This is a genomic window from Blattabacterium cuenoti (genome assembly GCF_014252415.1).
Taxonomy (GTDB): Bacteria; Bacteroidota; Bacteroidia; order Flavobacteriales; family Blattabacteriaceae; genus Blattabacterium; species Blattabacterium cuenoti_Y.
The window spans coordinates 496,686-510,111 of record NZ_CP059223.1 but is presented as its reverse complement, the minus strand read 5'-3'; the positions used below and the strand labels follow the sequence as shown (position 1 = coordinate 510,111).

12 protein-coding genes and 1 tRNA gene are annotated in these 13,426 nt (G+C 21.7%); 5 read left to right on the top strand and 8 right to left on the bottom strand.

Going from position 1 to position 13,426, the window contains the following annotated elements; translation table 11 throughout:
* The first annotated feature begins 126 nt into the window (after positions 1 to 126).
* A complete protein-coding gene (locus H0H33_RS02520; RefSeq protein ID WP_185877835.1) occupies positions 127 to 1,905 on the top strand; it encodes an ABC transporter ATP-binding protein in 1,779 nt (592 codons plus the stop codon).
* A 32-nt stretch (positions 1,906 to 1,937) separates the two neighbouring features.
* Positions 1,938 to 2,645, top strand: a complete 708-nt coding sequence (locus H0H33_RS02515) for a DUF475 domain-containing protein (protein WP_238785594.1) — start codon at positions 1,938 to 1,940, stop codon at positions 2,643 to 2,645.
* On the opposite strand, the gene H0H33_RS02510 is transcribed toward H0H33_RS02515, so the two are convergent.
* The 4 genes from H0H33_RS02510 to folP all read right to left on the bottom strand — a co-directional run bounded on the left by H0H33_RS02510 (position 2,637) and on the right by folP (position 7,094).
* Positions 2,637 to 3,761 carry a dihydrolipoamide acetyltransferase family protein gene (locus H0H33_RS02510; protein ID WP_185877834.1) on the bottom strand — a complete coding sequence of 375 codons (1,125 nt, stop codon included), beginning with the start codon at positions 3,759 to 3,761 and terminating at the stop codon, positions 2,637 to 2,639. The two genes, H0H33_RS02515 and H0H33_RS02510, sit on opposite strands and share 9 nt — an antisense overlap.
* Before the next feature lie 22 nt (positions 3,762 to 3,783).
* Complete coding sequence (gene pdhA / locus H0H33_RS02505) at positions 3,784 to 4,773, bottom strand: pyruvate dehydrogenase (acetyl-transferring) E1 component subunit alpha (RefSeq protein ID WP_185877833.1); 990 nt, start codon at positions 4,771 to 4,773, stop codon at positions 3,784 to 3,786.
* Positions 4,774 to 4,835: 62 nt separating this feature from the next.
* Positions 4,836 to 6,152 carry a UDP-N-acetylmuramoyl-tripeptide--D-alanyl-D-alanine ligase gene (locus tag H0H33_RS02500; RefSeq protein WP_185877832.1) on the bottom strand — a complete coding sequence of 439 codons (1,317 nt, stop codon included), beginning with the start codon at positions 6,150 to 6,152 and terminating at the stop codon, positions 4,836 to 4,838.
* Positions 6,153 to 6,245: 93 nt separating this feature from the next.
* Positions 6,246 to 7,094: a dihydropteroate synthase gene (gene folP, locus H0H33_RS02495; protein WP_185877831.1), complete on the bottom strand. Its 849-nt coding sequence runs from the start codon at positions 7,092 to 7,094 to the stop codon at positions 6,246 to 6,248.
* Between the two features lie 46 nt (positions 7,095 to 7,140).
* Between folP and H0H33_RS02490 the strand changes: the two genes are divergently transcribed.
* From H0H33_RS02490 to H0H33_RS02480, 3 genes are all read left to right on the top strand, one after another.
* The gene (locus H0H33_RS02490; RefSeq protein ID WP_238785593.1) at positions 7,141 to 7,644 is read left to right on the top strand and encodes a nucleotide modification associated domain-containing protein; all 504 of its coding nucleotides are present in this window, start codon (positions 7,141 to 7,143) and stop codon (positions 7,642 to 7,644) included.
* 14 nt (positions 7,645 to 7,658) lie between these two features.
* Complete coding sequence (gene tpiA, locus H0H33_RS02485) at positions 7,659 to 8,420, top strand: triose-phosphate isomerase (RefSeq protein WP_317167110.1); 762 nt, start codon at positions 7,659 to 7,661, stop codon at positions 8,418 to 8,420.
* 26 nt (positions 8,421 to 8,446) lie between these two features.
* Positions 8,447 to 8,520: transfer RNA gene (locus H0H33_RS02480), tRNA-Arg, on the top strand.
* A 23-nt stretch (positions 8,521 to 8,543) separates the two neighbouring features.
* Here the strand turns inward: H0H33_RS02480 and H0H33_RS02475 are convergent.
* From H0H33_RS02475 to H0H33_RS02460, 4 genes are read right to left on the bottom strand one after another with little or no spacing between them, the layout of a single operon-like run.
* Positions 8,544 to 9,407, bottom strand: a complete 864-nt coding sequence (locus tag H0H33_RS02475; protein ID WP_185877830.1) for a sigma-70 family RNA polymerase sigma factor — start codon at positions 9,405 to 9,407, stop codon at positions 8,544 to 8,546.
* Between the two features lie 22 nt (positions 9,408 to 9,429).
* Positions 9,430 to 11,583, bottom strand: a complete 2,154-nt coding sequence (locus H0H33_RS02470; protein WP_185877829.1) for a polyribonucleotide nucleotidyltransferase — start codon at positions 11,581 to 11,583, stop codon at positions 9,430 to 9,432.
* A gap of 27 nt (positions 11,584 to 11,610) precedes the next feature.
* Complete coding sequence (gene rpsO / locus H0H33_RS02465) at positions 11,611 to 11,877, bottom strand: 30S ribosomal protein S15 (RefSeq protein ID WP_185877828.1); 267 nt, start codon at positions 11,875 to 11,877, stop codon at positions 11,611 to 11,613.
* Positions 11,878 to 11,889: 12 nt separating this feature from the next.
* Positions 11,890 to 13,425, bottom strand: coding sequence for a GH3 auxin-responsive promoter family protein (locus tag H0H33_RS02460; protein WP_185877827.1), 1,536 nt, complete (start codon positions 13,423 to 13,425; stop codon positions 11,890 to 11,892).
* Position 13,426 lies beyond the last annotated feature (1 nt).

Sequence of the window (13,426 nt, the reverse complement as noted above, 5' to 3'; positions counted from 1 at the left end):
AAAAAAATTATAATGAATGTATGAAATTATATAAATATATAATAAAATTTAATTTAAATTTTTTATTAAAATACTAAAATATTTTCTAACTACCTTTGTTAAGGAATTATATTTAAGGATTATGAAATGAATAATAATGCACTTGATAAAATATTAAGTTATTCAAAATATTATAAATATCATTACATTATAAATATAATGTGCAATTTATTACATTCTATATTTTCAGTTATTTCTATTGTATTAATATCACCTGTATTAAGTATTTTACTTGAAATTCCTAACGAAAATCATAAAAAAATAATTATAAACTCTTCTAATGGACTATTTGATTTATTTAAAGGATATTTTCAATATTATATTGAGTTTTATTCTTATAAATATGGTAAGATTAATACATTAACTATATTTTGTTTTTTTATTATTTTTATTTTTTTAATAAAAAATATATTCAAATATTTAGCTGAGTATATTCTTATAGGAATAAGGACATCTATTATAAGAAATATTAGAAATGATTTTCATAAAAAAATATTATATACTCCAACAATTTATTTATCAAATAAAAGTAATGGAGATCTAATGTCTAGATTATCAAATGATATAAATGATATTGAAAATTCAATAATTCATTCATTCACTAATTTAATTAGTTCTCCTATCATCATAATTTTTCATTTATTTACTTTATTTTTAATAAGTTATCAATTAACTATATTCGTTTTTTTACTTATTCCTATAATGACAGTATTCGTTTATATTATAGGAAATAGTTTAAAAAAAGATGCAAAAAATGCTCAAAACCAATTGGGAAAATTATTAACTATTATAGAAGAAAGTTTAAATAATTTTAAGATTATAAGTATTTTTCATGCAGAAAACCAAATACAAAAACATTTTGAAAAAATTTCAAAATATCAAAAAAAATTATCTTCTCGTGTAAATCGAAAAAAAGAGTTGATTTCTCCTATTATAGAATTTATGGGGTCATCTATTATGATTTTAATTATTTGGTATGGAAGTAAAATTTTTTTGGAAAAAAAAGAAATAGAACCTAAAATTTTATTTCCTTTTATAGGATTATTTTATCAAATTATTAATCCAGCTAAAAGTTTAGTAAATTCAATATCTAATATTCAAAAAGGAAAAGCGTCTGCAAAAAGAATTGCAGATATACTTAATATCAATTCTGATAAAATAAATAAAAATATTCAATTAAAATCAATTAAATCATTTAATAACGAAATATTATTTCATAATGTAACTTTTATTCACAATAAAAGAATTTTACTTAGAAATTTTTCTTTTTCTTTAAAAAAAGGAAAAACTATAGTTTTAGTGGGTAAATCTGGATCTGGAAAATCAATTATTGCTAGTTTATTAGCAAAATTTTATGATGTAACATATGGAAAAATTACTATTGATGGAAATAATATTGATTTATTAAAAAAAACGGAATATAGAAAACTATTGGGGATAGTCACTCAGAATCCAATAATTTTTAATGATTCCGTTATTAATAATATATCATTAGGCATCAATAAAGAAATATCATTAAATAAAATAATAAATGCAGCAAAAATTGCTAATGCACATTTTTTTATAAAAAATCTTTCAAATGGATATAATACCATAATTGGAAAAAATGGTGATAAACTATCAATAGGACAAAAACAAAGAATCAATATTGTAAGGACTATATTAAAAAATCCTCCTATCCTAATACTAGATGAAGCAATTTATTCTTTAGATTCAGAATCAGATTTAATAATAAAAAATGTATTAAATATGATAATAAAAAATAAAACATCATTATTAATTACTAATAAATTATCAAAAATTTTTAAACAAAATGCAGATCATATTATTACATTAAAAAATGGTAAAATAGTAAATATTTTATAGAATAATAATTTAGAATTAAAATTTTTAATCACGTGGAATTTATAAAAGATATAATCAATAATCCTTTATTATCAATATCTACTATAGGTAATTTAATTATAATAGAAAGTATTTTATCTATAGACAATGCAATAATACTATCTTCTATGATATTAAATTTAAAAAATGAGAAAGATAGAAAAAATGCTATTAAATATGGTATTTTAGGAGCTTATTTTTTTAGGATATTATGTTTGATATTTATATCTTTTTTAATTAAAATACAATGGATCAAATTGATAGGTGGGATTTATCTAATTATTATTGGAATCAATCATTTTTTTATAAATAAAAATAAGAAAAAGATAAAAAATAATCATATAAATAAACATTCAAATTTTTGGAAAACTATCATAATAATAGAAATAATTGATTTATCTTTTTCTATCGATAATATATTTGCATCTATTGCTTTATCAAAAAATATATTTTTAATATTGTTAGGGTCATTTATAGGAATTATTTCTATAAGATTATCAACAAAATTTTTTATAAAATTAATAAAAAAATATCATAGTTTAAACCATTCCATATTTATTATTATAATATTACTTGGAATTAAATTGTTTTTATCATTTTTTTATGAAAAAAATTTTATAAAAAAATTATTATCAAACCATTATTATGAATATGTATTTACTTTAATGATTTTAATTATATTTATAATTCCATTTTTTTTTAAAAAAAGTAAATTACAATAATATTGTTATAGGATCTTCTAATAATTTTTTTATAGATCGAATATAATCACTTCCTATAGACCCATCTATTAATCTATGATCACATGATAATGTAATTTTCATGATATTTCCTATTTCTATTTTTGAATTTTTTATAATAGGACGTTCAGTTATAGATCCTATGGATAAAATAGATGAATTAGGACTATTAATAATAGATGTAAAAGAATCTACTCCATACATTCCTAAATTAGATATAGTAAAAGTACTACTTTCTAATTCTTCTAATGAAATTTTTTTAGATTTTGAAAGTAAAATCTTTTCTTTTACTTCTTTTGAAATTTGTAATATAGATTTTTCATCAGCATTTTTAATAACTGGCACCATTAATCCATCTTCAATAGCTACAGCGAAACCAATATTTATATTATCATGTAATAAAATATAATCTTTATTCCAAGAAACATTCATTTTTAAATTTTTTTTTAAAGATTTAGCAGAAGCTTTAATTATAATATCATTAAACGATATTCTTTCTTCATGATAAAGTTTATCATTAAAGTTTTTTCTTAATTCAATTAATTTATCCACATGAATGTCCATAAATAAATAATAATGAGGCGATGAAAATTTAGAATAAGATAATCGTTCCGCTATTTTTTTTCTCATTAAAGAATGATATACTTTATTTTTTAATTTATTAGAATCATTTTTATTTTTTAATTCAATATCTCTTTTAATAATTCTTCCATTATCTCCACTACCATCTATTTTTTTTAATGAAATATTTTGTTTTTTGACTAATTTTTTTGCTATGGGAGAAATAAATATTCTTTTATTATTGATTTCTTTGATTATTCTATTTTTTTTATATTTAATAATTTCATCTATATTTTCCCCTTTTTCTCCTATAATCGCTATTATATCATTTACTTTAGTTCTTTCACCTTCTTTTACTCCTATAAATAATAAAGTACCACTAACATCTATTTCAAAATCTTGTATAGCTTTATCAGTTTCTATTTCTGCTAAAATTTCTCCTTCTGAAATCTTTTCTCCTACTTTTTTATTCCATTTTATTATTGTACCCTCTTCCATAGTATCACTTAATTGGGGCATAGATATTATTTCTGCCATATGTTTATTTTATTGAATTTTTTCAATTTAAAAAAGGATATTTTTTTTCGTCATAAACAAAATCGTACATATCCTTCACAGAAGGAGATGAAGATTTTTCTGCAAATTCAACACAAGAATCTATTTCTATTTTTATTTTATTTTCTAAAAATTTTATGTCTTCATCGGTTTTCCAATTATTATTTATAATAATTTTTTTTATCCTTAAAATAGGATCTTTTTTTTTATAAAAAAGTACTTCATCTTTACTACGATATGACTCGGAATCTGACATAGAATGTCCTCTATAACGATAAGTTCTTATTTCTAAGAACGTAGCTCCTTCTCCATTTCTAGCTCTTTCAATAGCAAAAAATGAACTTTTTGCAATTTCTTCTGGATTCATTCCATCTATTTGATAAGATGGTATACCATATGATAATCCTATTTTGTATATATTATCCATATTAGAACTTCTTTTAACAGAAGTACCCATTGCATACTTATTATTTTCACATATAAAAACTATAGGAAGTTTCCATAACATAGCCATGTTAAATGTTTCATGTAAAGCTCCTTGTCTCACTGCTCCATCTCCCATTAATGTTAATGTAACAGATTTTCTTTTAAAATATTTATCAGCAAATGAAATACCTGCTCCTAATGGTATTTGTCCACCAACAATACCATGTCCACCATAAAATCTATGATTTTTACTAAAAATATGCATAGACCCTCCTATCCCATGAGATGTTCCAGTTTTTTTTCCTAAAAGTTCTGCCATTATTTTTTTAGGATCTGTTCCCATAGCCATAGGAATTATATGACATCTATAAGCTGTTATTATATTATCTTTTGACATATCCATGGCATGGGTTAATCCAGCAGGAATAGCTTCTTGTCCATTATATAAATGTAAAAATCCTCTAATTCTTTTTTTTAAATATAAAGAACGACATTTATCTTCGAATTTTCTCCAAAAAAACATATTTTTAAACCACCTTATATAAGTATCTGCAGTTATCTTTTTCATAAATAAGTTTTTTGTGAAATATTTTAATATACAAATTTAATAATTAATATATTATTTTTAAATTATGGATCAATATATGGAATTGTTTTTTCCAACGCAATTTTTCTAGATCCTTTAATGAAAATATATTTTATATTTTTTATAGGATTCTTTATTATCCATTTAATAAATATTTCTGTAGTTAAAAATTTTACTATTTTTATTTTTTTTATATTTATTTTTTTAGAATTAAAAAAAATATTTCCTATTAAATAAGCAATTTTTATATCACTATTTTCTAAAAAAAAAATTATTTTCTCATGTTCTTCTTTTGAAAAAGAACCTAACTCTAACATATCTCCTAATATAACCATTTTTTTACCAAAAAAATTTTTATTAAAAAAATTTAATGATTTTATCATACTAGTTGGATTAGCATTATAACAATCAATTATAATTTTACTATTTTTTTTTACTAAAATTTGAGAACGATAGTTATTTGGAATATATTCCTCTATTGCATTTTTAATATTATTTAATGAAATATTGAAGTAGATACCTATAGTTACAGAACATGCTATATTATATAAATTATAATTACCAACCAATGATGATTTAATAACTATATTATCCATAGATAATGTTGGTTGTATATTCGTTTTATTATATTTTAATATTATATCTGATTCATTATTTTTTTTACCAGAAAAAACAAATCTTTTAATATTTTTACTATTATTTAATTGAATAGGATCATCGCCATTTACAAAAATAAATTTTTTATTTTTTTTTATAAATTCATACAATTCTAATTTTCCATTTATAATTCCGTCTACACTTCCAAATCCTTCAAGATGAGCTTTTCCAAAATTTGTGATGTAACCATAGTTAGGTTTAATTATACAACACATATTTTCTATTTCTTTTCTATGACTTGCTCCTATTTCAATAACAGATATTTCTGTATCTATTGGCATAGATAATACAGTTAATGGAATTCCTATATGATTATTGTAATTATATTTTGTATAATGTACTTTTTTATATTTTTTTAATAAAACATTTTTTATAAGTTCTTTTGTAGTGGTCTTTCCGTTGCTTCCTACAATGGCTATGATAGGGATATGCATATTTTTACATCTATGATAGGTAGCCAATTTTTGTAAAAAAGTTAATGAATTTTTTACTAAAAAAACTTTTTTACAAGAAAAAAAATATTTTTTATTATCCATGATTACCAATAATGCTCCATTATTTATGGATTCTTTTACAAATTGATTTCCATCAAAATTTTCTCCTTTCAAAGCTATAAAAATAGATCCATTTTTTACATTTTTACTATTTGTTTCTATTCCTGTAGATAAATTATAATAATTTTTATATACATATTTTACTTTCATGTTCATTTTATTATACCTCATTTTTTTTTACTTTTTTTTATTAAGTATTTATGGTAATATAAAATCATTAATAATTCATAAGTACGCATAAAGTTATAACGAATATTTTAAAATATTTTTATAATATTCTGTAATTTTTATACATTCTGATGCTTCTTTTACATCATGAACTCTAATTAAATTTATTGAAGTTTTTATTAATGCTATTGTATGTATAATTGAGGTAGCGTTTAATAAATTATTATTAGAAATTTTTAATAAATCTTTTATCATAGATTTTCTAGAGATACCTATTGATATTAAATGATCTTGAAATCCAAATAAATTGATATATTTTAATAATTGAAAGTTTTGTTTTGTTGTTTTTCCAAATCCAAATCCTGGATCTAAAATAATATCATTTATTCCATATTTTTTTAATAAAAAAATTTTTTTAGAAAAATACTTATTAATTTCTATGATTATATTTTTATGATAACATATATTTTTTTGCATATATTCTGGAATACCTTTCATATGATTTAAAATGTATGGTACTTGAAATTTACTTACTGTAGAGTACATATTTTTATCCAATTCTCCTCCCGATATATCATTAACAATAACAACACCTGATTCTATGGATTCTTTTACCACCTTACTCCTAAATGTATCTATAGATATTATAATTTTAGGAAAATTTTTTATAATCATACGAATTGGATTTATTACTCTTTTTAGTTCTTCTTCTTCTGTTATTATTTTTGATCCTGGTCTAGTAGAACATCCTCCTACATCAATAATATGAACTCCGTCTTGGATTAAAGACTCTACATATTGTAATATTTTTAATTCTGAATTAAGAAAACCTCCATCATAAAAAGAATCAGGGGTTAAATTTACAATCCCCATAATTTTTGGCTTATCAAATTTTAATAAAGTTCCAGCACAATTTATTGTCATTGTTCATTTAGATTATTTTTTTATTTATTGTATTTTAATTTTAGTTATGATGAATTATTATTGTATAGAATTTTTTATTAAAAAATGTAAAAAAATTTTTTTATATAAGTTAAAAGATTATGGTTTATCGTGGAAATTTTTAAAAAGTAGTTCTATTATAGATCAAATTTTTATTAAAATTATTCGTGTAAAAAATATTTCCTTTAAAGGTTTTTATTTTGTTAAAAAAGAAGGAATATTAGATACATATATAGATATTACGAATTATTTATTAATTGCATTAATAAAATTAGAATTAGATGTAACTCATATGAATAAAATATCAAATTATGATATTATATATATTTATGAAAAAAATATAAAAAAAGCATTAAATATTATTAACAAGATGAATTATTGCAATAATTCTAATATAAATATTTTTTTAAAAAAAATTTTATACTTAAAAAAAAGTTTAAATAAATTATCAAATAATCAAATAAAAAAAATTTATTTTAAAGTTTTAATTGATGCTATTTTTTTAGTACAAAAAATAATAAATAATTCCTAATAAAAAAATGTAATATGATGAAAAAAAAGATTATAGTTGCAAATTGGAAAATGAATTATGATTTACATGAGACTACTTTTTTTTTAAGAAATTTTTTGAAATATATTAAAGAAAAAAAAATATGTCATAATAAAGAAATTATTATCGCACCATCTTTTCCTTTTTTACATATATCTAATCAAATATCTCAAGGGACCTTGTTAAAAATTGCAGCTCAAAATATCTTTTTTAAAGATAAGGGATCATTTACTGGGGAAATATCGGCTTCTATGTTAAAATCTATTGGAATAGATATAGTTATAATTGGACATAGTGAAAGAAGAAAATTTTTTTTGGAAGATGAAAATTCTTTGTTAAAAAAATTAAAAATAGCAATCAAACATAAAATAAAAGTTATTTTTTGTATAGGAGAAACATATGAAGATCGAAATAAGAATAATCAGTATTCAATAATTGAAAAACAATTAAATAATACAATTTTTCACTGTTCTCCAAATGAGATAAAATTAATTTATATAGCTTATGAACCTATATGGGCAATAGGTACAGGAGTGACTGCTACCATTGATCAAATAACAAAAATGCATTATTTTATACGAAATATTTTTTATGAAAAATATGGAAATACTATTTCTAGTAAAATATCCATTTTGTATGGAGGAAGTATTAATCATTTAAATGCGAAAAATATTATTTATAGTAATAATGTTGATGGAGGATTAATAGGAAATTCGTCTCTTAATCTTGAACAATTTGTAAAAATAGTTCAATATTAATTTTTATATTTGTAATCACGAATATAGACCTCGTAGCTCAAATGGATAGAGCATCTGATTACGGATCAGAAGGTTATGGGTTCAAACCCCTTCGAGGTCTTTAAATTTTTTTATCCTAAATTATTATCCTAAATAAGGTTTTAATATTTTACTTCTAGATGAATGTTTTAATCTTTTTAATGCAATGCTTTCTATTTGTCTAACTCTTTCTCTTGTTAAATCACAAAATTTTCCTACTTCTTCTAAAGTCATTGGAGGAGAACCATTTAATCCAAAATGGAGAATAATAACTTTCCGTTCTCTATCACTTAATGTTTCTAATATTCTTTTTATATCTTTTTTTAAAGATTCCTTTTCTAAAAATTCATCCGGGCGAGGTGATTCATCTGATCTTACTAAATCATATAGATTAGAATCTTCTCCTTCTACTAATGGTGCATCCATGGAAATATGTCTACCAGAATTTTTTATTGAATCTTCAACTTCTTTTTCATTCATATTTAAATAATCTGCTATTTCTCTTATAGAAGGGGTTCTTTGTAATTCTTGTTCTAATTGGGCAAGAGTTTTTAATATTTTATTTAATAATGCTAATTTATTTGTAGGTTGTCTTATTGAACGTGATTGTTCTGCTATTGCTTGCAGTATTGCTTGTCTAATCCACCATACAACATATGAAATACATTTAAAACCTCTTGTTTCATCAAATCTTAATATTCCTTTTATTAATCCTAAATTACCTTCATTAATTAAATCACATAAACTTAATCCTTGATTTTGATATTGTTTGGCAACGGATACTACAAATCGTAAATTTGCGTTTACTAATTTATTAATAGCTGAAGTATCCCCATTTCTAGCTTTTCTAGCATATTCTACCTCTTCTTCAGGAGTTAACAATGGTATCTTTCCAATTTCATGAAGATATTTATCTAATGATTCAGATTCTCTATTTGTTACTTGTTTTGTAATTTTAAGTTGTCTCATATAATCATATTATTTTACTAGTTCATTTTTTTTTGTTAGGACGAGGAATAAGTACTTTTCTAGATAATTTCATTCTTCTATTTTTTTCATCCATTTCCATTATTTTTACATCAATCATGTCTCCTATATTTAATTCTTCTTCTATTCTATTTAACCTTTTCCATCCTATTTCTGAAATATGCAATAAACCTTCTACTCCTTTTGATATTTCTACAAATGCTCCAAAATTTTTTATAGATTTTACTTTTGCTTTATAAACTTTTCCTATTTTTGGAATAAATGTTATTTCTTTTATAATATTAATAGCATTTTCTATACTTTCATAAGTTTTTCCTATAATTTCTATATAACCAAATTTTTCTTTTTCTTCAATAACGATGTTAGTATTTGTACGTGATTGTATATCTTGAATTATTCTACCTCCTTGACCAATAACTGATCCTATAAAATTTTTTGGTATATTCAATGTATATATTTTTGGTGCATTTGGTTTCATTTTTTTTCTATATTTAGGTAAAGTTTTCATCATTTTATCTAAAATAAAAAGTCTACCTTCTAAAGCTTGTATTAAAATTTTTTTTAATATATCATATGTTATTTTTTTTGAATTTTTTATGTCCATTTGACAAGCAGTAATACCATTTTTTGTTCCTGTTATTTTAAAATCTAAATCTCCAAAATAATCTTCTTCACCTAAAATATCTGATATAATAATTTTTTTATCATTTTCCATAATTAATCCCATAGATATACCTGATACAGGATTTTTTATAGATATTCCAGCATCCATTAAAGCTAAACTAGCAGCACAAACTGTTGCCATGGAAGATGAACCATTAGATTCTAATATGTCCGATACTACTCTAATTGTATAAGGATTATTAGGTATAATATTTTTTAATGCTCTTTGTGCAAGATTTCCATGTCCTATTTCACGTCTACTAACACCTCTAATAGAACGTATTTCTCCGGTAGAGAAAGGAGGAAAATTATAATGTAAATAAAATTTTTCATTATTTTCCATGATTACATTATCAATTCTATTTGCATCTATTGATGAACCTAATGTTACTGTAGTCAATGATTGAGTTTCTCCTCTTGAGAATAGAGCGGAACCATGTACTCCAGGTAAATAATCGACAAAACTATATATTGAACGAATTTCCTTATTATTTCTTCCATCAATTCTTATTCCTTTTTCTATTAATAATTTTCTTATTATTTTTTTTTTAATTTTTTCATAAGATTGATTGATTATAAAATCTTTTTCTTCTATTTCTTTTTCTGTAAAAAATTTTTTTTTAAATTCATTTATTAATAAATTTTCTTTAATCAACCTATTTTTTTTATTAAAATTATTTTTATATATATTTTCAATTTTTTCTGTAAAAAATATACTTACTTTTTTTTCTAAAATATTTATTTCATCATATTCTAAATTATTTATATTGATTTCTTCATTTTCATCCGATAAAATTTTTTGATTATTTATTTTTTTTATTAATTTATTTTGTGCTTTAATTTGTTTTTTTATTTCTTCATGAGCTTTTTCTAAAATTTCTATAAATTCTATTTCTAATATTTCTTTCATTTCTCCCTCAATCATAATAATAGAATCAATAGATCCACCTACTACCATATCTATATCTGATTCTTTTAATTGTTCTAAACTTGGATTTATAAAAAATTTTTTTCCAGATCTAATTATACGAACTTCAGATATAGGACCATTAAAAGGTATTTTAGATACGGATAATGCTGTAGAAGCTGCTAATCCTGCTAATCCATCTGGTAAAACAGTTCCATCATATGATAAAAGAGATATCATAACTTGTATTTCTTTATTTATAATATTATTAGGAAACATTGGTCTCAATCCTCTATCTACTAATCTCATTGTTAAAATTTCCTCATTAGATGGTCTTCCTTCTCTTTTGATAAACCCACCAGGAATTTTTCCTCCTGCATAATACTTTTCTCTATAATCTATTGTTAATGGAAAGAAATTTACTTCTTTATTTATTTTTAAAGTAGATGCCACTACCGTTGCCAATAATATAGTGTCATTTAAACGAACTGTAGCTGCTCCGTCCGCTTGTTTAGCAAGACATCCAGTTTCTATGATAATTTTTCTGCCATCTTCCAAAAGTACGGATTCTCTTATAATTTTTGACATACATTTTTCTTTAAATTAGAAAAGAAATTATTTTCTTAACTTTAAATTTTTAATAATATTTTTATAATTATTTATATCGTTTTTTTCAATATATTTTAATAATTTTTTTCTCTTTCCTACTAATTTTATCAATGATCTTTCTGTATTAAAGTCTTTTTTATTTTTTTTTAAATGATTATTTAAATAATTAATTCTATATGTAAATAAGGCAACTTGTACCTGAGGTGATCCAGTATCAGATATGGATTTACCATAATTTTTAAATATTTCTTTTTTTTTATCTGATGAATACATAAATTATTATTATTAGTTTACAGTAATTTTATTTTTATCCTGAATTTTAAGTATAGAATTGATATATTTTCTATTATTAGATAAACGTGGTATTTTATTTTGTCCACCTAATCTATTTTTTTTTTTTAGCCAATCATAAAATAAACCATTTCTAGCAACATGTATGATTGGAGGACGTAAAACAATATCTTTATATCGTTTTATTTCATAATCAGAGTTCAAATTTTGTAATTCTCTATCTAAAATATCTCTAAAATTATATATATTTTTTGGATGTTTTTTAAATTCTATAATCCATTCATGAGATCCAGATTTACCTTCATTTATATAAACAGGTCCTGCTGTATATTCTTGTAATATAGAATTTGTTTCTATACAAGATTTTTTTAATGCTTTATCAGCATTTTCTACAATTAATTCTTCTCCAAAGCAATTAATATATTGAGTGGTTCTTCCAGAAATTATAATTTTATATGGGGATAAATTAGTAAATTTTACTGTATCTCCTACGATATATCTCCATAACCCAGCGTTAGTAGAAATTACTATAGCGTAATTTTTATTTAATTTTACTTCATTAATAGATAATATTTTTGGATTACTATCATTAATATATTCGATAGGAATAAATTCATAAAAAATTCCATGATTTAATAATAATAAAAGATCTTCAACTTTATTTTCGTTTTGAATAGCAAAAAAACCTTCTGAAGCACTATATATATTATAGTAATTTATATTTTTATGGTTATTAAATAATTTATTATATTGTAATATATACGGATTTAAGCTAACACCTCCATGAAATATAACTTCTATATTTGGCCATATATCATTAATACTTTTTTTATTATATATTTTTAATAAACGATCAAGAAAAATTAATAACCAAGAACATACTCCTAATAATATACGAACATCTTGTTTAACAGTTATTTTTATTAAGTTTTTTAACTTTTTATCCCATTCACTCATTAATGAAATTTTTTTTTTTGGAGTACAAATAATTTCTGCCCAAAATGGAAGATTTTTTATTAGAATAGAAGATAAGTCTCCATAAAAATTATTATATTTTTTATGTAATGTATAACTACCTCCTAAACGTACAGCTTTTCCTAGAAAAATTTTTGTTTTTGGATGATTATGAATATACATAGATAACATATCTTTACCTGATTCATAATGCGAATTCATGGATTGTGACGTAATCGGTATATATTTACTTTTTGTATTTGTCGTACCTGAAGATCTAGCGAACCATTTTATTTTTCCTGGCCATAATATATTTTTTTCTCCTTTTCTTATTCTATTTATTATCGGTTTTATATCAGAATATTTACATATTGGAACTCTTTCAAAAAATTTTTTATATTTTTTAATTTCATTAAATCTATATTTTTTTCCGAATTCTGTATTTTTCGCATGTAATAATAACTCATTTAAAACGTTATTTTGGATATCTATAGGATAATCCATTGTTAATTCTATATTTTTTATCCTTTTTTTCAAAAAAGAATATGTTATATAATTAGATATATATTTTATCATT

Excerpts from the sequence above, each read along its gene's own strand:
- H0H33_RS02510 (WP_185877834.1), bottom strand. The coding sequence starts at position 3,761 with ATGGCAGAAATAATATCTATGCCCCAATTAAGTGATACTATGGAAGAG.
- H0H33_RS02490 (WP_238785593.1), top strand. The coding sequence starts at position 7,141 with ATGATGAATTATTATTGTATAGAATTTTTTATTAAAAAATGTAAAAAA.
- H0H33_RS02520 (WP_185877835.1), top strand. The coding sequence starts at position 127 with ATGAATAATAATGCACTTGATAAAATATTAAGTTATTCAAAATATTAT.
- tpiA (WP_317167110.1), top strand. The coding sequence starts at position 7,659 with ATGATGAAAAAAAAGATTATAGTTGCAAATTGGAAAATGAATTATGAT.
- folP (WP_185877831.1), bottom strand. The coding sequence starts at position 7,094 with ATGACAATAAATTGTGCTGGAACTTTATTAAAATTTGATAAGCCAAAA.
- H0H33_RS02475 (WP_185877830.1), bottom strand. The coding sequence starts at position 9,407 with ATGAGACAACTTAAAATTACAAAACAAGTAACAAATAGAGAATCTGAA.
- pdhA (WP_185877833.1), bottom strand. The coding sequence starts at position 4,773 with ATGAAAAAGATAACTGCAGATACTTATATAAGGTGGTTTAAAAATATG.
- H0H33_RS02460 (WP_185877827.1), bottom strand. The coding sequence starts at position 13,425 with ATGATAAAATATATATCTAATTATATAACATATTCTTTTTTGAAAAAA.
- H0H33_RS02470 (WP_185877829.1), bottom strand. The coding sequence starts at position 11,583 with ATGTCAAAAATTATAAGAGAATCCGTACTTTTGGAAGATGGCAGAAAA.
- rpsO (WP_185877828.1), bottom strand. The coding sequence starts at position 11,877 with ATGTATTCATCAGATAAAAAAAAAGAAATATTTAAAAATTATGGTAAA.
- H0H33_RS02500 (WP_185877832.1), bottom strand. The coding sequence starts at position 6,152 with ATGAAAGTAAAATATGTATATAAAAATTATTATAATTTATCTACAGGA.